This window comes from Mucilaginibacter litoreus (genome assembly GCF_042676805.1).
Classification (GTDB): domain Bacteria; phylum Bacteroidota; class Bacteroidia; order Sphingobacteriales; family Sphingobacteriaceae; genus Mucilaginibacter; species Mucilaginibacter litoreus.
The window spans coordinates 1-21,795 of record NZ_JBHTHZ010000002.1 but is presented as its reverse complement, the minus strand read 5'-3'; the positions used below and the strand labels follow the sequence as shown (position 1 = coordinate 21,795).

At 42.4% G+C, this 21,795-nt stretch carries 19 protein-coding genes; 11 read left to right on the top strand and 8 right to left on the bottom strand.

Annotation, left to right across the window (positions count from 1 at the left end):
* The first annotated feature begins 123 nt into the window (after nucleotides 1-123).
* From ACFQZX_RS03405 to ACFQZX_RS03380, 6 genes are all read left to right on the top strand, one after another.
* A complete protein-coding gene (locus ACFQZX_RS03405; protein WP_377111309.1) occupies nucleotides 124-1,002 on the top strand; it encodes a carbohydrate kinase family protein in 879 nt (292 codons plus the stop codon).
* Between the two features lie 113 nt (nucleotides 1,003-1,115).
* Nucleotides 1,116-2,216: a vWA domain-containing protein gene (locus ACFQZX_RS03400; protein WP_377111308.1), complete on the top strand. Its 1,101-nt coding sequence runs from the start codon at nucleotides 1,116-1,118 to the stop codon at nucleotides 2,214-2,216.
* A gap of 55 nt (nucleotides 2,217-2,271) precedes the next feature.
* Entirely contained in the window at nucleotides 2,272-3,777 is a 1,506-nt protein-coding gene (locus tag ACFQZX_RS03395; RefSeq protein WP_377111306.1) for a sigma 54-interacting transcriptional regulator, read from the top strand.
* A gap of 25 nt (nucleotides 3,778-3,802) precedes the next feature.
* Entirely contained in the window at nucleotides 3,803-5,074 is a 1,272-nt protein-coding gene (locus ACFQZX_RS03390; RefSeq protein ID WP_377111304.1) for a metallophosphoesterase, read from the top strand.
* A gap of 18 nt (nucleotides 5,075-5,092) precedes the next feature.
* Nucleotides 5,093-5,980, top strand: coding sequence for a hypothetical protein (locus tag ACFQZX_RS03385; RefSeq protein ID WP_377111303.1), 888 nt, complete (start codon nucleotides 5,093-5,095; stop codon nucleotides 5,978-5,980).
* Nucleotides 5,980-6,600, top strand: a complete 621-nt coding sequence (locus tag ACFQZX_RS03380) for a class I SAM-dependent methyltransferase (protein ID WP_377111302.1) — start codon at nucleotides 5,980-5,982, stop codon at nucleotides 6,598-6,600. Before ACFQZX_RS03385 ends, ACFQZX_RS03380 begins: the two co-directional genes overlap by 1 nt.
* A gap of 607 nt (nucleotides 6,601-7,207) precedes the next feature.
* On the opposite strand, the gene ACFQZX_RS03375 is transcribed toward ACFQZX_RS03380, so the two are convergent.
* Genes ACFQZX_RS03375 through ACFQZX_RS03365 form a run of 3 tightly spaced genes read right to left on the bottom strand, consistent with a single transcriptional unit; the run spans nucleotide 7,208 to nucleotide 11,445 of the window.
* Complete coding sequence (locus tag ACFQZX_RS03375; RefSeq protein ID WP_377111300.1) at nucleotides 7,208-7,894, bottom strand: response regulator transcription factor; 687 nt, start codon at nucleotides 7,892-7,894, stop codon at nucleotides 7,208-7,210.
* Nucleotides 7,895-7,905: 11 nt separating this feature from the next.
* The gene (locus tag ACFQZX_RS03370; protein ID WP_377111299.1) at nucleotides 7,906-9,549 is read right to left on the bottom strand and encodes a sensor histidine kinase; all 1,644 of its coding nucleotides are present in this window, start codon (nucleotides 9,547-9,549) and stop codon (nucleotides 7,906-7,908) included.
* A gap of 6 nt (nucleotides 9,550-9,555) precedes the next feature.
* Nucleotides 9,556-11,445, bottom strand: a complete 1,890-nt coding sequence (locus ACFQZX_RS03365) for an alpha/beta hydrolase family protein (protein WP_377111298.1) — start codon at nucleotides 11,443-11,445, stop codon at nucleotides 9,556-9,558.
* Nucleotides 11,446-11,573: 128 nt separating this feature from the next.
* On the opposite strand from ACFQZX_RS03365, the gene ACFQZX_RS03360 reads away from it, so the two are divergent.
* The 5 genes from ACFQZX_RS03360 to ACFQZX_RS03340 all read left to right on the top strand — a co-directional run bounded on the left by ACFQZX_RS03360 (nucleotide 11,574) and on the right by ACFQZX_RS03340 (nucleotide 18,010).
* Nucleotides 11,574-13,388 carry a tetratricopeptide repeat protein gene (locus ACFQZX_RS03360; RefSeq protein ID WP_377111296.1) on the top strand — a complete coding sequence of 605 codons (1,815 nt, stop codon included), beginning with the start codon at nucleotides 11,574-11,576 and terminating at the stop codon, nucleotides 13,386-13,388.
* A 42-nt stretch (nucleotides 13,389-13,430) separates the two neighbouring features.
* Nucleotides 13,431-13,733, top strand: a complete 303-nt coding sequence (locus tag ACFQZX_RS03355) for a DUF4286 family protein (RefSeq protein ID WP_377111295.1) — start codon at nucleotides 13,431-13,433, stop codon at nucleotides 13,731-13,733.
* Entirely contained in the window at nucleotides 13,733-14,296 is a 564-nt protein-coding gene (gene rfbC, locus ACFQZX_RS03350; RefSeq protein WP_377111294.1) for a dTDP-4-dehydrorhamnose 3,5-epimerase, read from the top strand. The genes ACFQZX_RS03355 and rfbC overlap by 1 nt, the downstream gene beginning before the upstream one ends.
* Nucleotides 14,297-14,436: 140 nt before the next feature.
* On the top strand, nucleotides 14,437-17,232 hold the full coding sequence (locus ACFQZX_RS03345; protein WP_377111292.1) for an outer membrane beta-barrel protein: 2,796 nt from the start codon (nucleotides 14,437-14,439) through the stop codon (nucleotides 17,230-17,232).
* 4 nt (nucleotides 17,233-17,236) lie between these two features.
* Nucleotides 17,237-18,010 carry a GLPGLI family protein gene (locus ACFQZX_RS03340; protein WP_377111291.1) on the top strand — a complete coding sequence of 258 codons (774 nt, stop codon included), beginning with the start codon at nucleotides 17,237-17,239 and terminating at the stop codon, nucleotides 18,008-18,010.
* A gap of 20 nt (nucleotides 18,011-18,030) precedes the next feature.
* Here ACFQZX_RS03340 and ACFQZX_RS03335 read toward each other — a convergent pair whose 3' ends face one another.
* The 5 genes from ACFQZX_RS03335 to ACFQZX_RS03315 all read right to left on the bottom strand — a co-directional run.
* Nucleotides 18,031-18,903: a sugar phosphate isomerase/epimerase family protein gene (locus ACFQZX_RS03335; protein ID WP_377111289.1), complete on the bottom strand. Its 873-nt coding sequence runs from the start codon at nucleotides 18,901-18,903 to the stop codon at nucleotides 18,031-18,033.
* 287 nt (nucleotides 18,904-19,190) lie between these two features.
* Complete coding sequence (locus tag ACFQZX_RS03330) at nucleotides 19,191-19,532, bottom strand: GIY-YIG nuclease family protein (RefSeq protein ID WP_377111287.1); 342 nt, start codon at nucleotides 19,530-19,532, stop codon at nucleotides 19,191-19,193.
* A 259-nt stretch (nucleotides 19,533-19,791) separates the two neighbouring features.
* Nucleotides 19,792-20,979, bottom strand: a complete 1,188-nt coding sequence (locus ACFQZX_RS03325; RefSeq protein ID WP_377111286.1) for a Gfo/Idh/MocA family protein — start codon at nucleotides 20,977-20,979, stop codon at nucleotides 19,792-19,794.
* 75 nt (nucleotides 20,980-21,054) lie between these two features.
* Nucleotides 21,055-21,477, bottom strand: a complete 423-nt coding sequence (locus tag ACFQZX_RS03320) for a BLUF domain-containing protein (RefSeq protein ID WP_377111284.1) — start codon at nucleotides 21,475-21,477, stop codon at nucleotides 21,055-21,057.
* A 106-nt stretch (nucleotides 21,478-21,583) separates the two neighbouring features.
* The coding region (locus tag ACFQZX_RS03315) for a hypothetical protein (protein WP_377111282.1) at nucleotides 21,584-21,795 on the bottom strand (212 nt) is incomplete at its 5' end.

Genomic DNA, 21,795 nt, shown 5'->3' with positions numbered 1-21,795 from the left:
CTTATACGATCAAACCTAAGTTGCTTATTTAACATTTAAAATAACGGCCCATTTATTTAAAATTTAACATTGAAAAAGCTAAATCCTTTATAGCTTTGCAAAAATTTGATTTAACCGATAGGTATGAAGAACAAAGTTTTATGTTTTGGTGAGGTTTTGTGGGACGCCTTTGGCGACGAAAAGAAAGCAGGTGGAGCACCGATGAACGTAGCCAGGCACCTGGTGCAGCAGCATGTAAACGTAGGCTTTGCCAGCAGGGTTGGCAGCGACGCATCAGGGAACGAACTTTCTGCTTTTCTGAAGGACAGCAACCTGTATTCAAACCTTATTCAAAAAGACAACAATCTGCCAACCTGCGAGGTTACTGTACAACTGGATGAAAATAATCAGGCTACCTACATTATACCCGAGCCGGTATCATGGGATAACATACAGCTGACTAATGATCTGTTGGGTGAAGCTAAGCGATCTTCTATTATCATTTACGGAAGCCTGGCATGCCGCAATAAAACCACTCAGAACACCTTACTTAACCTGCTCGACGAAACAGACGCCTTAAAGGTTTTTGATGTAAACCTGCGCTCCCCGCATTATACTTTAGAAACTATTGAAACCTTTGCCGCACGGGCCGATATTATTAAAATGAACGACGAGGAAGCTGCCTTGCTAAGTAATAACAGTACCGGCGACCTAAAAGATAAGATCATCGAGTTTCAGAAAAAGTATCATCCACAAACCATATGTGTTACCCGGGGTGGCAATGGCGCTATCATCTGGCATGATCACGAGTTTTTTGAGCATCCTGGCTTTAAGGTTAACGTAGCGGATACTGTAGGTGCAGGCGATGCTTTTTTAGCTACATTTATTGCAGGCACTATAGCAGGATATTCCAAGCCGAAATTATTGGCCAATGCCTGCGCTATCGGCGCTTTTGTGGCAGCCAACCGCGGCGCTAACCCGGTTTATAATCAGGATGAGATAGCCCGTATCAAAGCCGGGTAACCGTGGCTTGTTCTTCCAAATGTCATATTAGTATTACAAATACACATTGGCAGCGCTGTAAGTAAACTTTTAAAAGTATTTATCCGTTACTTTATATCAAGAAAGGGTATAACATGCGCGGTTTCGGGTTTTCAAAGTTCACGCCAAATCAAATCCCTAAAGGAGGGTTTGAAGAATTACTTAAATTATTTCTGGAGTTATTAAACTATACTGCCGGCGATGCGGGGGAAGCCCTGGCATGGCTTAACGAGTTAGATAAACAATACAACATCACCAATGACGATTATGGCATGGGTGATTTTATTGATGAACTGAAACAAAAGGGCTACCTTGATGAAAACAAGCAGGATGGCAGTTTCAGCATCACAGCGAAAGCCGAGCAAAGTATAAGGCAATCTGCCCTGGAAGAAATATTTGGCAAGCTCAAAAAATCAGGCAAGGGTAATCACCGTTCGCCGCAAAGCGGACAGGGAGATGAAAAGAATGCCGAGCGCCGCGAATTTGAATTTGGCGACAGTCTCGACCAGATCGACATGACCCAATCTATCCATAACGCGCAGATCAACCATGGTATAGGCGGGGATTTTATGATGACAGAGCGCGATCTGGAGGTGGAAGAAATGGATTACAAAACCCTTACTTCTACCGTGCTGATGATAGATATATCGCACTCGATGATACTTTACGGCGAGGACCGCATTACACCCGCCAAAAAGGTAGCTATGGCCTTGGCCGAACTTATCCGCACCAAATACCCTAAAGATACTTTGGATATTGTTGTGTTTGGCAACGATGCATGGCCAATTACCCTGCAGGATCTGCCTTATTTACAGGTGGGGCCGTACCACACCAACACCTATGCAGGCCTTGAACTGGCTACGGATATGCTGCGTCGCCGTAAAACGCATAACAAGCAGATTTTTATGATCACCGATGGCAAACCTACCTGTTTAAAGGAAGGTACACGTTATTATAAAAACAGCATCGGGCTGGACAGGAAAGTGGTGAATAAAACCTTGAATATGGCCGCGCAGTGCAAGCGGCTAAAGATACCTATCACAACTTTCATGATCGCTAAAGACCCTTACCTGCAGCAGTTTGTACGCAAATTCACCGAAACCAACGGTGGCCGTGCATTTTACAGCTCGCTTAACGGTTTGGGCGAATACATATTTGAAGATTACATCAAAAACAGAAGAAGAACAGTGAGATAAATGTGCGAATTTGCAAATATGCAAATTTCAATATCACCAATGAACAATTGAACAAATGAGCAAATTATTAGATATAAAAAACCTTGGTCAGCTAAAAGAAACCGGCTATGTGAGCCGCTCCGTGAAAGATGAACTGAGGGCCAACCTGATCACTCAGCTTCAGAAAAAAGAAGGCGGATTTGAAGGCATTGTAGGCTTTGAGGATACCGTTATCCCAGACTTGCAGACTGCTATTTTATCCCGCCATAATATATTACTGCTTGGCTTACGCGGGCAGGCTAAAACCCGTATAGCCCGTTTGCTGGTAAACCTGCTGGACGAGTATGTGCCTTACATAGCAGATTCCGAACTGTTTGACGATCCTTTGGCGCCCATCTCCTGGTATGGCCACGAAATGGTTGAAAAACATGGCGACGACACTCCTATTGCCTGGGTACACCGCAGCGAACGTTATACCGAAAAGCTGGCTACACCGGATGTTACCGTTGCCGATTTAATTGGCGATGTTGACCCGATAAAGGCCGCTACCCTTAAACTTACTTACTCTGACGAGCGTGTTATTCACTTTGGCTTGATTCCACGCGCCCACCGCGGCATTTTTGTGATCAATGAATTGCCCGATCTGCAGGCACGTATCCAGGTATCGCTGTTCAATATTTTGCAGGAGCGCGATATACAGATACGTGGCTTTAAACTGCGCCTTCCGCTCGACCTGCAGTTTGTTTTTACCGCTAACCCAGAGGATTATACCAACCGCGGTTCTATCGTTACGCCGCTTAAAGACCGTATAGAAAGCCAGATATTAACACACTATCCGCGTTCGGTCGAAATCTCGCGCAAGATCACTCAGCAGGAAGCCCTGCTAACACCAGAACAACGTACTGCTATCGAGGCAGACGGCCTGGTGAAAGATCTGGTAGAGCAAATAGCATTTGAAGCCCGGAATTCTGAATTTATTGATAAAAAATCGGGAGTTTCCGCGCGCCTGACCATTGCTTCTTATGAAAACCTGATCAGCAACGCGGAGCGCCGTATGATCATAAACGGCGAGAAATCGACGTTTGTACGCATATCCGACTTTTTAGGTGTTATCCCTGCCATCACCGGTAAAATCGAGCTGGTTTATGAAGGCGAACTGGAAGGCCCGGGTAAAGTGGCTAATATCCTTATCGGCAAAGCCATTAAAAGCTTATTACTGCAATTCTTCCCTGATCCTGAGAAAGCTAAAAAGGCCAAGGCGCCAAACCCGTACCTGGAAATCATTAACTGGTTTGGCGATGGCAATACAGTATCGCTGATTGATGATCTGCCTTTCACTGAGTATAAAAAGCTATTGAACGAGGTACCCGGATTAAAAGCGCTGGTTAAAACCTTCCATCCGCGTCTAAGCGAAAACCAGCAATTATTATTGATGGAATTTGTACTGCACGGGCTGGCCGAGTTTTCGCAATTGAATAAAGGCTTCCTGGATAACGGCTTTGCATTTTCAGATATGTTCAACAGTCTGTTTAACCTGGAGCCGGATGACGATGACGATCTGGACCTTGATGACCGGTATTAATTGATACCTTTGCATTGATACATCTATGCAAGGAAATGCGCTTTCTACCATCCTGGTTATTATTGTACTGTTAGCTGCCGACTATTACATTTTACGGGGCCTTCAAACGGCCTTTCGTAAAAAACAATTTCCGTTTAGCAAATGGTTTACCGGCTTATACTGGGTTGGCTCGGTATTGCTTATTGCCGGTTTGGTCATCAGTATTTATGCTGATATCGGCGTAGGCTTGCGCGGCGCTATTTTCCTGCTGTTTTTCCTCGTGCTTATCTTTAAAGTATTTTACCTGGTGTTCATCGCCGTTGATGACATCAGGAGGTTAATTACCTTGCAAATACGCAAGCGTAAAAACAAAGAATCATCTGCACCGCAACCCAAATTAAACGACATTCCCCGGTCGGAGTTTCTGATGAAGGCCGGTATATTGGCCGGGGTGGTGCCGCTTTATTTACTGAAACACAATATGTCTAAAGGCATATATGATTACCGGGTAGAGAATGTCACGCTTTACCTGCCCAATTTACCCAAAGCCTTTGATGGCATGCGTATAGGGCAGATATCTGATATACATGCGGGCAGCTTTCATAGCGTACATAACATGCAGGGCGGCGTTGAACTGCTTATGCGGCAAAAGGCGGATGTAATATTTTTCACAGGCGACCTTGTTAACGGGCAAACCGCAGAAGTGGAGCGGGTGTTAAAAGTATTTCAACAGGTTAAGGCGCCAATGGGCGTTTATTCTATCCTGGGTAATCATGATTACGGTGATTATGGCAAATGGCCTACCCCTGCTGCAAAAGCTAAAAACCTGAACGACATGTACCAGGCCCATAAAACCTTAGGCTGGGACTTGCTGATTGACGAGCATCGCCGCCTTAAAGTAAACGGTGAGGAGATAGGCGTTTTAGGGATTGGTAACTGGGGCGAGATGAGCCGTTTCCCCAAATACGGCAAAATGGAAAAAGCAGTACAGGGCACTGATGACCTGCCGGTTAAATTATTGCTCTCGCACGACCCATCACACTGGCGGGCCGAAGTTATCCCAAAGTACCCGCAGATAGACATGATGTTTTCCGGCCACACACACGGCATGCAATTTGGCGTTCGCACCGATGATTTTCAATGGAGCCCCATACAATATGTATATTCAGAATGGGCCGGCCTTTACCGCGAAAAGCATCAGCAAATTTATGTAAACGTGGGTTATGGGTTTTTAGGTTACCCCGGCCGAATTGGAATTTTGCCGGAGATTACGATATTTGAATTAAAAGCCGCAGCAGATGCATCATACAAGGCTTAACTGCAAGGCCAACCCCAAATGAAAAAAGCGTTTTATAGTGCGTTTGATTTTCTTCTGTTCAGCAATATATTTATGGCGCTTTGCGCCGTTACCCAGGCATTAGTTACTTTTCATTTAATAGATGCCAAGCCCGATTACAGAGTTTTAGGGCTACTGTTCTCATCAACTTTGGGTATTTATAATTTCAGCATATTGCTTAGCAAGCCCAAACAGCCCGATGCATCCCCGTACAGGCGCGTGCGCTGGTTTTTTTCGCATTACCGGTTAATGGTAACCTTTACCATGATATCGCTGCTTTCGCTTATCCCGCTGTTTTTTCTGCTCTCGATGGAGTCGCGTATATTGCTGGTATTCCTGGCGGTACTGTCTTTTTGCTATAGTCTGCCCCTTTTTACCGTTGGCGAACACAAGTTTGGGTTGCGTAATATACCCGGCTTAAAGCCTTTTTTAATAACCCTTGTATGGACTTTGAGCTGCGTATTATTGCCGATATTGGAAGCGCAGGATCAGCACCTGGCAGATGTTTCTACAAGAGATATTACAATACTTATAGCAAAGCGATTTTTATTTATTGGCGCGCTCACCGTTCCGTTTGACATACGCGATTTGTTTCAGGATAAGCAGTTTGGCTTAAAGACCATAGCGGTTGCCTGGGGCGAAAAAAATGCATACCTCTTTTGCCAGCTACTGCTTACGGGTTATATTGTTTTGCTCTTTATGTTCCGTAACGAAGGTTTTAATCCCGATTTTTGGGCACTTACTTTAACTGTTGTACTGACCGGCTGGCTCATATTCAAATCTGCCTGGAAAAAAAACGAGTACTATTACTTTTTTTATTTAGATGGCGTACTGATATTGCAGTATGTGATACTGGCCATATTCGGTTTTGCATTTGAATCGCGCTGATGGCAGCCAATTATGATAACTTGGCCTTTTTTTATGACCGCCTTTCGCGCCTGGTGTTTAGCAATGCCCTGGTGAATGCACAGGTATATTTGTTAAGCCATATCCGCACGGGTAACCGCATACTTATTGCAGGCGGTGGTACCGGCTGGATATTGGAAGAGATCAGCAAGCAGCATCCATCAGGCCTGCAAATTACCTATGTAGAGATATCGGCCAACATGATGGCTTTATCAAAAAAAAGAAACGTTGGAAACAATCAGGTGACCTTTATTAATAAACCGATAGAAAAAGCTTATCCGTTGCATGATTTTGATGTAGTAATAACTCCGTTTTTGTTTGATAATTTTACTGATAAGCAACTTCCAGATGTGTTTATGCCCATACATCATGCACTCAAAACCGGTGGCGTATGGCTGTATACCGATTTTCAGTTAACCGGCAAATGGTGGCAATACCTTACTTTGAAAAGTATGCTCCTTTTTTTTAAAATGCTTTGCGGCGTCCAGTCATGGCGTTTGCCGGATGTTGGCAGCTTGTTTGATAAACAAGGATATCATACCATTAACCAGCGAAGTTTTTTTGGAGATTTTATAACAAGTAAGGCTTTAGTTAAGCAATAGATGGTGTATTGCTAAAAGGTACGACGAAGCAAACTCAACATACCCGCTTGTTCGAGATCAAAGCCTGGAATGGTGCGATTTCTTCCCTTGGGGAAGGAGTTACCAGTGGGTATGATTAACAAAAATAAATAAAACCCCTCCCTGCCAAAGCACAGTCAACCGCACCCCTTCCGGCGAGGGAATCTTGGAGGTACAACGAAGCAACCTCAATATATCCGCTTTTTCGAGATCAAAGCCTGAAATTGTGCGATTCCTTCCCTGGGGAAGGAGTTACCAGTGGGTATGATTAACAAAAATAAATAAAACCCCTCCCTGCCAAAGCACAGTCAACCGCACCCCTCCCAAGGGAGGGAATCTTGGAGGTACAACGAAGCAACCTCAAAATATCCGCTTGTTCGAGATCAAAGCCTGGAATTGTGCGATTCCTTCCCTGGGGAAGGATGAGGAAGGGGTGCTCTACTAATGTTCACCCCTCCCTAACCCTCTTAAGGGAAGGAGTTTGGAATATGGCGAAGCAATCTCAGCATATCCGCTTATAATTATGAGATTGCTTCACTATTGTTCGCAATGACATAGTTTGATACTATGAATAACGACCGGAATGCAATCAATAAACAAACTTATAACCTATACCCCTCACCGTTTGCAAATAGGTGGGCGAATCTGGGTTATTCTCTATTTTTTTACGCAGGCGCACAATGTGCATATCCAGCGTACGGGTATTTACATCGGCATTGTAACCCCAAACTTCCATCATCAATTCCTCGCGGTTAATTACCTTGTTCTTGTTTTTTAGGAAATAAAGCAATATGCGGTTCTCCAATATCGTCAGCTCAATTTTGCGGCCTTCCTTAATAAGCAGGTGGGTGTTGGGCTGATGCTCCATATTACCAAACCTGTGCGATTCGTTTTTATCGCTATTCAGCGAAAACTTTATCTTGCTTTCTATCATAGCAACCAGCACATCCATATTAAAAGGCTTGGTTATATAGTCGCTCACACCAAAGTTGTAAGCACCTATTTTGTCTATATCCTGCGCTTTGGCAGTCATCATGATAACAAGCTTATCAAAACCCTTTTCCCGAAGGCTTGTGCAAACTTCAGAGCCTTGCTTGCCGGGCAGCATCCAATCAAGCAGTACAATATCCGGTTGTTCATCCAGTATCATCTTTTCAGCCGCTTCGCCGTTGCCGTTTTCCAAAACTTTATAACCTTCTGTTTGCAGGCGTTCTGCAACTAAAAAGCGCAGGTTCTCGTCATCTTCTACAAGTGCTATTTTAATCTCCTTGTTCATTTTGTAGTTTACTAATTTTCAAACGGTAATGTTACTATAAACGTCGAGCCTTCATTTATCTTACTTGTTACCGTAATATCTCCACCCATAAAGTTAGCCAGTTCTTTGCAAAATGCAAGTCCAAGCCCAACACTTCCGTTTTGGTTGTACTGGTTTTCTATACGGTAAAACTTTTTAAACACTTCGCCCTGCTCATTTTTGGCCATGCCTATCCCTTTATCTGAAAAAGCGAATACAGCATTTTTTCTTTCTGCATGTATCCTGATACTCATCTCCTTTTTGCCAGGGTGCGAATATTTATAAGCGTTTTCCATCAGGTTCTGGAAAATACTGCCCAGCAATACAGGGTCGGTATTAAAAGTGCCGATATCATCAACTTCATAACTAAGTTTAAAGTCGGGATATTTGATCTTGAAAGTATTGATATAGCCTTCTACAAACTGAGGAAGGTTGATCTCTTCGCGATTTAAGGATATTGACCGGTTTTCCAACTGGGTGAATGACAAAAGCTTGTTCATCAGATCGTTCAGCTTATCGGCCTCTTCATCAAGTATTTTTCCGTAGTGGCGTCGCTGCCTTTCGCTAAGCTCGGCATCGCCCCGCAGGTTTGATCCGGCTATCTTGATAACACTTACCGGAGTTTTAAATTCATGGGTAAAGTTGTTGATGAAATCGTACTGCAGCTTAAATATCTTTAAATTGATCTTAAGATTGCGGTATATCAACCAACTTATCAGTACCATAAAAAAATAGATCAGTAATATAACCGCCCCTGTTGGTAAAAACCGGCGGTCAACCTCCTGCTGCAAATGCTCGTTGGTTGAGCTGAAATACAATTTGAAGTTAGAAAAAGCGCCGGTAAGCGCTGCTTCGGTTACCTTGCGGCCGCCTTCAATATCAAGCGGATCATATACAACCGGCTGTATACTTACCTGCTGGTAAAGCTCGGGATGTGTATTTTTTACCTTCAGCAGTTTGGCATCCAATAAAAAAGTCATCATGTTTTGCTTATAGTAAGCTTTACTGTTACGATTTTTAAGGATGGACTGATATATCTTAATATCCTCCCGGCGCGGAATATTCAGATAACTTATCTTATCAGGATTTACATTATAAAAAGTATGAAAAATTTCATCCTGTGTAGGCAGCCGGGTAGTATCGGCAACGCTTATGAAATTACTAAGCTTTAAAGCCATTTCACGAAAATCGTCTCCATTGGCCCATATCATGTCCTTTACACCGCGTACAGTACCGTGTTTTGGTTTATACTGATAAATTGCTTTTACAGATATTCCCTTGGTGTCTGCAAACGGCTTTTGGGCTTCCGGGCTGCCTATCTGCAAATCGTAAAATAAAATGCGTTGTACAAACGGATAAGTTTTAAATACCGTACCCGCATAATTAGCGGCCGAGGCAGAATCCAGGAAACCCTGGTATGAAGTTATTTCGGGGATCTTTAACTGAAAAAAATCGTTGTAAGGCTTTGAAGTTTGCTCAAGCACTTCAATTTTGGCCGATGCAAATTCATTCTCTACATACTTGGTGGTAAGGTTATAAGAAATTATAACAGCTATTACCAGGCTTACTGTTATCACAACCAGGAAAGCCGTTATCAGCGTAAAGTTTTTGCGGTATATGTTATTAGGCGCCTTCATAACAGGTTAATTTTTAACCTGCAGGTTTTTGCTCAAAAAATTCTCTATTTCTTCATACATTTCTGTACGGTTATGCTCGCTTTTAAAGTAGGCCCGTTCGTTCTCTTTAAGGCGATACGTTACGGGTACATTACGCTTCTTAAGCTCGCGAACAAACTGGTTTAGCTCGCTGATGTTCGCGCGCGGATCTTTAGCGCCCTGAAATATCAATAACGGGCATTTTATCTTATCGGTATGAAATACCGGGGAGATTGCCCTTAACTGGTCGGCATCGGTTTCAGGGTTGCCTACCATTTCATACGTCATTTTTAAGTATGGCTTAAAAAACGGCGGCGCATCTTTTAAATAAGTAAAAAAATTGATGAGCCCGTATTTTACCACAGCACAATTGTAAAGCTCGGGATGAAAAGAAACGCCGTATAGTGCTGAAAAACCACCGAAACCACCACCAAACACGGCTATTTTTTTGGGGTTGGCAATCTTTTTTGCGATCAGCCACTTAACCCCATCTGTTATGTCCTGTTGTATCTTGCCCCCTACCTGTTTAAAGCCCGCCTTACGAAATGCTTTGCCATAACCGGCAGAACCACGGTAATTTACCTGGAACACGGCATACCCCCTGTTAGCTAAAAACTGCACTTCTGCATCATAATCCCAAGAGTTACGGCCCCAGATGTTATCATGCGGCATTACCACTACCGGTAGGTTTTTCATTTCTTTACCTTTAGGTATGGTAAGGTATCCATTTAAAACCATACCATCGCTTGCTCTGAAACTTATGGGTTGCATATCGCACAGTTCTTCCTGCTTTATGCCCGAGTTAATATCGCCTAACTTGTTTAATTTATCGCCTGCACGTTCATAAAGATAATATGACCCTGGATTTTTATCGGTATAGCTAATGATAATGAATTTGTTTTCGGCACTATCGCGGTCTACAATCTCTATTTTGTTCCCTTTTATCTTTTGGGAAAGGTTGTTATACAATTGCTGTATCTCTGCATCAAGATAATGTTTTTGGGGTTTGGCTTCATCCCACGATACAAATTCAATATGCCTTTTATTCCTGGAGTAGCTTACATCCATAATATCCGCCTTATCGCTTGCATAAACAACCTTTTCCTGCTTGCCGGATGATGCATCTATCTCCACAAGCGCCGTTTTATCGCGGTTAACATTTGATAGCGCGTAAAAATTTTCGCCATGGCCTGTAAATGCTATAGGTTCTACACGGTCATTAAAATTGCTTCTAATAATCGCTTTAAAAGGTGCCTTTTCGTTGGGGCGAAAAAGAATACTTTCATTTACCCCGTCAGACACTTTAACCAGCCGTATTGCACCATTGGCATCAGGGTACCACTTAATAATATTGCCCGGGTTTAGCAAATAAGGCTTCAATTCGCCGGTTTTAACATTAAGGCGGTACACATCAAAATTAACCGGGTCGCGCTTGTTCATGGCAACCGTAATAATATCAGGCTGCATACGGTTACGGTTCAATATCTTGATGCGTGCCTTATCCAGGTCAAGCAATTTTTTAAATTTTAAAGAGGCCGCGTCAAGCGTGTACAGGCGGTATATATCATCAACTATGATATCTTGTGTAAATACAATCTGGTTTCCAAATGTCCAGGTGTAATCACGTACCGAATAATCGCTGAATGATGTTGCCATATGCTCAATGCCGGTAATCAGCGACCGGATGTAAATATTCTGCTTATCTTTATATGGTTTTAAATAGGAGATGTATTTGCCGTCAGGAGAGATTTTGAAATAGCTTTTTTCGGGTGTCTTGAAAAAATCACTTACAGGGATGCGTCGTACCTCGTTTTGCTTACAGGCATATAAAAAGACAATAGCGGCAATTAAAAAAAATGATCTTATCCGACCCGGCATTTGTTATTTCATTTTGTTAAGAAAGGTCAAAATAAATATTTTAGTCAATGTTTATGATAATGTCACTACAATTTTACCCGTTAACACCGTTATATAACCATAGGTAATCATCCTAATGTAAATAAAAAATGCCTAAGCACCTGTGCGTATTTATACTTTTGATATGCGGCTTTATTACAAGCGTTTATGCGCAGAATAATGATATTCTGCTTGCGCAGCAATACTTGCGCAATGGAGAGCAGGAAAAGGCTTTAGACTTGTATCAGAAGCTTTACAGGCAGGATAACCAAAGCTTCTATCAGCCTTACTTTAATGCGCTTATCAGCTTCAAAAAATACGATGAAGCCGAAAACGTCACAAAAAAAATGATAAGAAAGTACCCCCAAAGCAGCGAATATGCTGTTGCTTTAGGTACCGTTTACACACAGCAAGGAAAAACAGATAAAGCCGATGATGTTTTTAATGATCTGATCAAGAAAATGCCTGCCGAGCAGACCGCTATTGAAGCGCTTGCCGCACAGTTTTATCAGAATGCCAATGCCGACTACGCCGTACGTATATTCTTGCAGGGCCGCAAATTACTGCATAACGATGCCGCTTTCACTTTTCAGCTCATATCGCTGTACCGGTATAAACGCGATAAGGTTAACCTTACCGAAGAATATCTTAATTTCTTGCCTCAAAACCCGGTGTATTTAGGGCAGGCACAAAATACGCTGGCAAATATATATGAAGGCGCGCAAGACTATGACATGCTGAAAACAGCACTGTTAAAGCGTATCCAGAAAGCACCTCAGGATATTGTACTTACCGAATTGCTTACCTGGCAGTACCTGCAGCAAAAAGAATATGACATGGCGCTTAACCAGGCGCTTGCCCTTAGCCGCAGGCAAAATAACGAAGGCTCTAATATTTTTGAGCTTTGCCGTACGCTTGTTAATAACGGCGCTTATGATGCTGCAATCAGGGGGTATACTTACCTGATTGAAAACGGCTCAAAAGAAAGCGGGTTTTATATACCAGCCAGAATTGACTTGCTGAACACCAAAAATCTAAAAATTACCGAAGGCATTTATACCCAGGCCGACCTGGTTAGCCTTGAAAATGATTATAACAATTTGCTCCAGGAGTTTGGCCGCAATAAAAATACTGTCTTCGCTATGCAAAAACTGGCATCGTTACAGGCATTTAAATTGAACAAACTTGCTGATGCGCAAACTTTACTTGAGGCTGCTATTGCCGTCCCCGGCACACGGCCCGAGCTGTTGGCCAACTGTAAACTTTTGTTGGGCGATGTTTACCTGATAAATAATAAACCCTGGGATGCAACCCTGATGTACAGCCAGGTAGAAAAAGATAATCCTAATACGGCTATTGCGCAGGAAGCGATATTACGAAACGCTAAAATGGCTTATTATACCGGCGATTTTAACTGGGCCAGCCGTCAGCTTGATATTTTAAAAGCCGCTACAACCCAGCTGATAGCTAACGATGCGCTCAACTTATCGCTGCTGATAACTGATAACCTGCAGGCAGACAGCAGCGGCAAAGCCTTAAAAATGTATGCAAGGGCTGATCTGCTGATATTCGCCGGGCAACCGGCCAAAGCTTTGGCCACACTGGATAGTATTGATAAGGTTTACCCTGGCAACACACTAACTACCGATATATTGATGGCCAAGGCCCGGATTAGGATACAGCAAAAAGACTTTAATGATGCTGTTGCCCTGCTTAAAAAAATTACCGAAAACTACAGTTACGACCTTTGGGCAGACGATGCCGTATTTATGCTTGGCGATATCTATGAAAATAAACTTAACAATGCCGAACTGGCTAAAACCTATTACCAGAAAATTATTACCAATTATGCCGGAAGCCTTTGGATAAATGAAGCACGAAAAAGGTTCAGGGTGTTAAGGGGCGATAAAACAGAGGGCGCCTGATAAACATTAACTATAATAGCAACTAATTACTATTTTTACCGAATGATCATTTATAACGAAACCGTTATTTTAGAGGACGGCACCGAGCAGGAATGGCTCAGCTGGATGAAAGAAGTACACATACCCGCTATTATGGCTACAGGCTATTTCAGCTCGTACAAGATACTCACTATTGTCGATTCGCCCAATGATGGCATTACTTATTGCGTACAGTACAATGCCGATACAATGGAGCAGTTTCAGCAATACTACAGCAAGCATTTGTTCAAATTCAAAGATCAGCATGAGCAACAATTTGCAGAAAGGTTTGTATTATTTAACACGTTAATGAAAACGGTTGAATAATGATCATTACTGAAACCAATATACCCGGCCTGTTATTATTTGAACCTAAGGTATTTGCCGATAGCAGAGGCTACTTTCTGGAAAGCTTTAATAAAAAGCATTTTCTGGATAATGGTATAGATATCGACTTTGTTCAGGATAATCAGTCTTTATCACAAAAAGGCGTGGTACGCGGGCTGCATGCCCAGAAACCGCCGTTTGCACAGGCTAAATTGGTAAGGGTGCTGCAAGGCGCCGTACTTGATGTTGCTGTAGATGTAAGGATAGGCTCTCCTACTTATGGCAGGCACTTCTCTGCCGAGCTTTCGGCCGAAAATCATCTGCAATTATTTATACCCGCAGGTTTTATGCATGGCTTCGCCGTGTTAACGGATAATACCATTTTCACTTACAAAGTGAGCAATTACTATAGCAAAGAATCGGAAATAGGATTGATATGGAATGACCCTGCACTGGCAATTGGTTGGGGCATTGCTGAAAAGGACGCCATAGTTTCTGATAAAGACCAGCTTTTACCCGATTGGGATAAATTTCAAAGCCCCTTTACTTATCAAGGATTGTAGTGTTAATGCCTTTTTATTGAATTGTCAGCGTAACAATTATGTGACTATGACGTCTATAAGGCATATTTAACACTTTTTAACATACCGCTTCAATCTATTACTAAAAATTTAGTTATATATTGGCGGTATAAATCCTAAGTATGAAATTCACAATTACAGCCCTGGCTTTTTTTTGCCTGTGCTCCCTTACTGCGCTTGCGCAAACCCCTTACTCAGTAAAAGGCGTTGCCATAGACAGTGTTGCCAATGTTAAGCTGGCCAATACATCTGTGAGCGTTTTGAATGCCAAGGATTCCATCCTGGTTAATTTTACACGCGCCAAAACCGACGGCTCATTCAACATCCCAAAGCTTAAGAAGGGCAGCTTTATTTTGTTAGTGACCTACCCGGGTTACGCCGATTATGTAGAGCGCTTTACGCTCGATTCGGTAAAAACCACTCACAATTTTGGCAGCATCAGCATGAACCTTAAATCGAGATTGCTGAAAGAAGTTATTGTGAAAGGTACTGTAGCAGCCATTAAAATTAAAGGCGATACTACCGAATTTAACGCCAAAGCTTTTAAAATTGAACCTAACTCAAAGGTTGAGGACCTTTTAAGGCAATTACCTGGTATACAGGTGGATAAGGATGGTAAAATAACCGCGCAGGGGCAATCTGTACCCAAAGTACTGGTTGATGGCGAAGAATTTTTTGGCGACGACCCTACCCTGGTAACCAAAAACATCCGTGCCGATATGGTTGATAAGGTGCAGCTTTATGATAAAAAAAGCGATCAGGCCACTTTTACCGGTATAGACGATGGGGAGAAAACCAAGACGATTAACATCAAGCTGAAAGAAGATAAAAAAAGCGGGTATTTCGGCAAGGTTCAGGGTGGCATCGGTACCGACGATTATTATGAAACACAGGCTTTGTTTAACATATTTAAAGGCAAAAAAAAGTTTTCTGCTTATGGCACTATCAGCAACACCGGCAAAATCGGCCTTGGCTGGCAGGATAACAACCGCCTTGGTACGCAGGATAACATGACCTTTGGCGATAGCGGCGAGATTTACTTTATGGGCAGCGGGGACGATCTCGACTCTTTTGATGGCCAATACCGTAATCAGGGCCTGCCAATTGCACGTACCGGCGGTGTGCATTACGATAGCAAGTGGAATGGTGATAAGGAATCCATCAATGCCAATTACAAATTAGGATCGCTTGAGGTTAATGGTACGCGTAGTTCGTTATCTCGAAATACCTTGTCAGATAGTTTAGTGCTTTCCAGCCAATCAAACGAAACCGACCATAATTATATGTTCAGGCAAAAGGCCGATGTAATGTACCAGGTAAAACTGGATAGCACCTCAAACCTTAAATTAACTGTTGATGGTACGCTAAAAAATTCTGATACGCATACCGTAGAAAATTCATCTACATCCAATAATGATCAGCTGGTAAATACCCAAACCCGTACGCTGGATAATAACCTGGATGGCAAGATCTTTAACGCGACAGCTTTTTACACCAAAAAACTAAAAAAACCTGGCCGTACCTTTTCTATAAACTTATCCACGGGTATTAACGAAAGTAAAGCGCATGGAAATTTGTTTTCAAACATAGATTATTATAAAGGGGGCGCATTAGATGACAGCACACGGATAGACCAGCGTAAAACAAATGATTTAAGGAGTACAAAGCTTTTATCTAACATTACCTATACCGAGCCATTGAGCAAAACCTGGTCTTTAGTGCTTAATTATGGCGTAAACATTAATAACAGCAGTGCCGACCGTAAATCATTTTCACCCTCTGCCGTTGGTGAATACAATATGCTTATCGACTCGTTAAGCAGCGATTACAAGTTTAATCAGCTAAGCAACCAGGGTGGCGCTATGCTTAATTTTAAGCAAGGCAAGCATAATCTTAACTTCGGCACCCGATTAGCCAATGTGCAGTTTAAACAAATAGATGAAGAGACGGGGACTGAATTTAAACGCGATTTTTCTAACTGGGCACCGCAATTGACCTATCAATACAGGTTTTCGCAACAAAAACAATTCAGGATCAACTACAGTGGCAGCCAAACACAGCCAACGCTTGATCAGATACAGCCCGTACGTATAAACAACGACCCCTTGAATATCACTTTGGGTAACCCTAACCTTGACCCCGCATTTACACATCGCTTTTTTGCTAATTACAATTCGTACAGGGTATTAAGCGATCAGTATATATCAGGTTACGGCTCGTTCTCGTTTACAACTAATCCAATAGTAAACAATTTAACTACTAATACCGAAACCGGTAAAAATACCATCCAATACCTTAATTTACCCGGTAAAAAGCCATTTAACTACAACGGTGGTATCTGGATGGGCCAAAAGTTAAGCTGGTTGTTTGATATCAGTATCGGTGCCGATCTTGGCTTTAATGGTAGTATTTATTACAGCATGAAAAACTCTGATGTTAACCGTACTAACTCCAACACTTACCGCGGAAGCATAAATATTAACAAATACGTTCAAAAGAAATATTCATTTAATATATCAGGCGGGCCTACTTACACGGTCGGTCAGTCGTCATTAAGCCCTAACTTAAATAATAACTCAAGAGGCTTTCAAAGTAATGGCAGGATCAGCGTGAACCTTCCTTTTAAACTGATCATCTCTACAGATGGGGATTATACTTACCAGGCGGCAAGCCAGTCATTCCCTGAACCATTCTCTCAGTTTATCTGGAATGCCAACATCACAAAGTCGTTTTTTAAATCAGAGAACTTAAAACTTGTAATAGCCGGTAATGATCTGCTTAACAAAAACTCCGGCTTTAGCCGCAACGCTGATGGGCTGAATTATAACGAAACACGTTATACCACTATTCGCAGGTATTTCTTATTCTCTATTGTTTGGGATTTTAACAAAATGGGCGGCGGAGCGCCGTCAAAATAATAACATGAAAAAGTTAATATTAACAGTTATAAGCAGCCTGTTTTGCACAGCGTTATTTGCGCAGGCAAATGCTCATTTCACCACATCAGGTAAAATAGAATACGAGAAACGGGTAAATATGTATGCCGTGATAAAAAAACGTTTAGGTAACGATGATAACGGCTTTGCATCACAAGCCTTTGATAACTATAAAAAAAATCAACCTCAATTTAAAACGCTGAAAAGTACCCTTACGTTCACAAACAACAAAACATCTTTTACACCTGCGCCGGTAGAAACAGTTAGCAACAACTGGTTTGGGGATATGCCCGAGAGCCATCAGGATAACATTATTTATACAGATTTTGATACCCAGGTTAGCACCAGCAGCAAAAAGGTATTTGAGGAGCAATTTTTAGTAAAAGATACCGTACGTAAAATTAACTGGAAAATAACCGATGAAACACGCGAGATTGCAGGTTATACCTGCCGCAGGGCGAATGCTTTAATAATGGATTCTATTTATGTAGTAGCCTTTTATTCTGATGAGATACCGGTATCAGGCGGGCCTGAGTCGTTCACCGGTTTACCGGGCATGATCCTGGGCCTTGCGCTTCCGCATGATAACATTACCTGGTTTGCCACAAGCGTAACCGACGTTACTGTGCCCGAGGCGCAGCTAACCATACCAAAAAAAGGTAAAGCAACTACCTATAAAGGGCTTGAAACTACCTTGAAAAAAGTAATGAAAGACTGGGGCACGTGGGGGCAATCTTACCTCAAAATATTTTTGCTATAGCTCATATTCAGATCAGTTAGTTAAGCCAGCCGCATGCTTTTTAAGTATGCGGCATTTTTTTGCGCGCTTTGTAAAGGAGTTTCATTATAAAAGCGGCTTTGCTCCACAAAAAAATATCGCATACCATTATCAATACCGGATGATATTAACTTAGGGAAGTTGATGATACCTTCACCCAGATCACAAGCAGATTCATCTTTGCTGCCGGCAGGCAATCGCTGCTTTAACACATCACGCAGATGCGCCATGGTGAAACGCCCTTTATGTTTTTTCATGTAAGCATAGGGGTCGGCACCTTCAGTTACAGCATAGTAAACATCTAATTGAAAATCTACTAACTGTTTATCCGTATAGTTTAACAATACATCAATAGGTAACTGCCCGTCGACAGGTTTGTAAGGATAATCATGAGGATGATACCCAAATTTAAGGCCATGCTTTTTGCATATGGCACCACGTTGGTTAAAATCCGTGGCAAAACGTTTAAAACTGTCTATGGATTTTTGAGGGCCAAGCCATGGGCAAACCAGGTATTTCATTCCGATAGCAGCGGCCTGCGCCGCTAATCTGTCAAATTCGTCAAGCGTACATGGGTTATAGTGTGAACTTACCATTTCAAGCCCATGATCATTAGATATCTTCTTAAACTCCGTATTGGTGTACCCCCAAAAAATGCCTTTATCGCTGCCATAGCTTTCAATTTGAGAGTAGCCCATTGCCCCAAGCCTTTTAAGCGTATCAACAGGATTGCGCTCCATATCCTCCTTCACCATATACAGTTGGATGCCAAGGGGTGGTTTTTTATGCCTCTTACCAGCACTCAAGGCCCTTGCCGGTGACGCAGCCAAAGCGGCTAACATGCCGCTGTTGTAGATAAAGTTTCTTCTGTTCATTTAATATTGTTTTGTAGCTATACGTGATTGCGAACCTAATTTTGTCATAGTGGCTTGTCTTTGTCATGCTGAGCCTGCCTTTTGTCATGGTGAGCCTGTCGAACCACTCGCAGCTTTAACAGGTCTTCGACAAGCTCAGACTGACATTCTAAAAGAGCCATGTTAAGCCACTCTTGTCATGGTGAGCTTGTCGAACCACTCGTCGCTTTGATAGGTCTTCGACAAGCTCAGACTGACGCTCCAAAAGAGTCATGTTTAATAGACTTATTTAAAATACACAAAATAAATTAACCTTTTGCTGTCTTTGCTAATTCCGGAAGAAGGTCCCACCGACCAGCAATCAACGCCTCCTTTTTAGCTCTTCTCCAACCTTTTATTTGCTTTTCAAAAGCTATTGCCTGATTAATATCACCGAAATCAGTAGCAAAAACCAGTTTTAAAGGACGTCTTTTGAAAGTATAACAATGAATATTTTCACCCGATTCATGTTCAATCATCCGGCGTTCAATATTATTTGTTACGCCCGTGTAATAAGAGCCGTCCCGGCACAACAAAATATAAACATGATAAAGTTTCATTAAATCAACATATAAATATAATAGTTGTTGAAATCGGTACTTTTTTGTCATGGTGAGCTTGTCAAACCACTCGTCGCTTTAATAGGTCTTCGACAAGCTCAGACTGACACACATTTTTTATATTCAGCTGCCCTTGTCATGGTGAGCCTGTCGAACCACTCGTCGCTTTAATAGGTCTTCGACAAGCTCAGACTGACACCTTCAAAAAAGTGATAGTGGTTTGTCCTTTGTGATGATGAGCCTGTCGAACCACTCACCGCTTTAACAGGTCTTCGACAAGCTGAGACTGACACCTTTAAAAAACACCAACCTACAAATCCCGCACTATCACTTCACCGCTTTGTTTATCTTTCAGGATAAGCTTACGTTCGCCATGGGGCAGTATTTCTTCTTTGATCAGATAATACTGCTCATCAAACTCCGCAAACTTACTGGCGTTATCACTTTCTGTTCGACCACGCCAGTCATCAATTTTAACAGGCTCCCATGTACCGCTCCTGGCTGATGCATAAGCCGCATCAATAATTGCGTTGACTACATAACCATCGTAAAAAGTTTCAAAAGGCGGGCGTTGTTGCTCTATTGCCTCAAACATATCGGTAAACATGTGATTATAGCCCAGCTCGTTTACCTCATCACCAACAGGAAATAACCAACCGGTATTACTTTCGGCTTTTTCGGCCACATAACCACCTTCTTTACCTGTGCTGAACATGTCAAAACCTGTACGTAAAAAGTTATTAATCCAAATAGTACCTTCTGTACCCATTACCTCGTCGCGCAGGTCCATTCCCCCCCTAAAACACCAGCTCACCTCAAATTGTCCAATGGCGCCGTTAGCATATTTAACCATACCAATGGCGTTATCTTCCGCATCTATCGGGTGTACCTGTGTAGCTGCCCAGCACATCACTTCTATCGGCCGAACATCTTTACCTATATAGTTACGGGCAATTTCGATACAATGGCATCCGAGGTCAACTATTGCGCCGCCACCACTTTGTTCTTTATTCCAAAACCAGTTACTGTGAGGCCCGGGGTGTGCTTCGCGGCTTTTAGCCCAGAGTACACGCCCAAGGCTGCCTGCTTTTACACTTGCTAACGACTTACTAAACTTAGGCGTATAACATAAATCTTCCAGATAGCCGCCCATTATGCCGGCTTGCTCAACCATATTAAGCATCTGCTTAGCCTCTGCCGCGGTACGGCCAAGCGGTTTTGTACACAGAACATGTTTACCGGCTTTCGCACAGGCTTCAACAGCTGCCAAATGAAGATCGTTCGGTAGCGATATGATCACTACATCAACTTCCGGATGGCCTACAACTTCATCCATATTGTCGCTGTAAATAGGCAAGCTATAGTCTGCCGCGAATGTTTTGGCCTTTTCCAGATTACGGGAGTAAACAGCGTGTAATTTATCTACACGACGGTGACCAATCAGCGAATCGGCATAAAAACGCGCAATAAAGCCAGAGCCCAGCATAGCAATTTTCATAATAAGAAGGTATTATATGGTTTATGTGCTTAAGATAGCGGTAGCAGGGCAGATATGCAAATTGGGCTTAACAATTCAGTTTTGGATATTAAGTCCGCTGCTTTCTATAAAAGCCTTTATAGCTAATACAGCCTCGTTTCCTTTATCATCAATGTCCAATTGATCTATTGATTTGAGATAGCCAGCTAACTTTTCCGTTTTGCTAACATCAGTAACAGCGAAACCCATTAACCATTCTTCAAAACTCTTTTCCGTAACTGTTTCGTTTACAAGTGTAATGATATCTGTATGCCGCTCATCGGCTAGTATACGTTTGTACAGTGCATCTAAGATGGTATCCCTTCCCTCTAACAGTTGAATAAATATACTTTCGGCATAAAGCAAAACGCCGGATATATTCAGCGCTGCATTGTGTATCCGCGAACTGTGCAAAATATCAAGCAATTGATTCTCATGCATCGGATACGCAGATTTGCTTAAGTAGACAATAGTTTTCATGTTGATGAGTAGATGCCCCAATAATAATAAAAATTTTTTTTTGAGCCAAGATATCCGTGCAAAGCAATGAATAGAATGAGCGCTGACGCGATTGTGTCACCAATAATCAGATAGATCTGATCCATAGCGGTTTGCGCGTGTTCACGTTGTTCACCTGTGTGTTCGTGAACATGGAGTTAGGTGCGGCTTGCGGTGATGGGGCAGGCAACCCGCAACAGGCAACCGCTTTAAACGCAGAAAACCCCTCATCTTTTGGATGAAGGGTTACTGATAAAGGGTGGCACCGACCTACTCTCCCACATTTTACTGCAGTACCAT

Coding starts and splice junctions, on each gene's coding strand:
- ACFQZX_RS03405 (WP_377111309.1), top strand. CDS start 124: ATGAAGAACAAAGTTTTATGTTTTGGTGAGGTTTTGTGGGACGCCTTT.
- rfbC (WP_377111294.1), top strand. CDS start 13,733: ATGATCATTACTGAAACCAATATACCCGGCCTGTTATTATTTGAACCT.
- ACFQZX_RS03390 (WP_377111304.1), top strand. CDS start 3,803: ATGCAAGGAAATGCGCTTTCTACCATCCTGGTTATTATTGTACTGTTA.
- ACFQZX_RS03370 (WP_377111299.1), bottom strand. CDS start 9,549: ATGAAGGCGCCTAATAACATATACCGCAAAAACTTTACGCTGATAACG.
- ACFQZX_RS03335 (WP_377111289.1), bottom strand. CDS start 18,903: ATGAACAGAAGAAACTTTATCTACAACAGCGGCATGTTAGCCGCTTTG.
- ACFQZX_RS03325 (WP_377111286.1), bottom strand. CDS start 20,979: ATGAAAATTGCTATGCTGGGCTCTGGCTTTATTGCGCGTTTTTATGCC.
- ACFQZX_RS03360 (WP_377111296.1), top strand. CDS start 11,574: ATGCCTAAGCACCTGTGCGTATTTATACTTTTGATATGCGGCTTTATT.
- ACFQZX_RS03380 (WP_377111302.1), top strand. CDS start 5,980: ATGGCAGCCAATTATGATAACTTGGCCTTTTTTTATGACCGCCTTTCG.
- ACFQZX_RS03340 (WP_377111291.1), top strand. CDS start 17,237: ATGAAAAAGTTAATATTAACAGTTATAAGCAGCCTGTTTTGCACAGCG.
- ACFQZX_RS03365 (WP_377111298.1), bottom strand. CDS start 11,445: ATGCCGGGTCGGATAAGATCATTTTTTTTAATTGCCGCTATTGTCTTT.
- ACFQZX_RS03320 (WP_377111284.1), bottom strand. CDS start 21,477: ATGAAAACTATTGTCTACTTAAGCAAATCTGCGTATCCGATGCATGAG.
- ACFQZX_RS03330 (WP_377111287.1), bottom strand. CDS start 19,532: ATGACAAAAAAGTACCGATTTCAACAACTATTATATTTATATGTTGAT.
- ACFQZX_RS03400 (WP_377111308.1), top strand. CDS start 1,116: ATGCGCGGTTTCGGGTTTTCAAAGTTCACGCCAAATCAAATCCCTAAA.
- ACFQZX_RS03355 (WP_377111295.1), top strand. CDS start 13,431: ATGATCATTTATAACGAAACCGTTATTTTAGAGGACGGCACCGAGCAG.
- ACFQZX_RS03345 (WP_377111292.1), top strand. CDS start 14,437: ATGAAATTCACAATTACAGCCCTGGCTTTTTTTTGCCTGTGCTCCCTT.
- ACFQZX_RS03385 (WP_377111303.1), top strand. CDS start 5,093: ATGAAAAAAGCGTTTTATAGTGCGTTTGATTTTCTTCTGTTCAGCAAT.
- ACFQZX_RS03375 (WP_377111300.1), bottom strand. CDS start 7,894: ATGAACAAGGAGATTAAAATAGCACTTGTAGAAGATGACGAGAACCTG.
- ACFQZX_RS03395 (WP_377111306.1), top strand. CDS start 2,272: ATGAGCAAATTATTAGATATAAAAAACCTTGGTCAGCTAAAAGAAACC.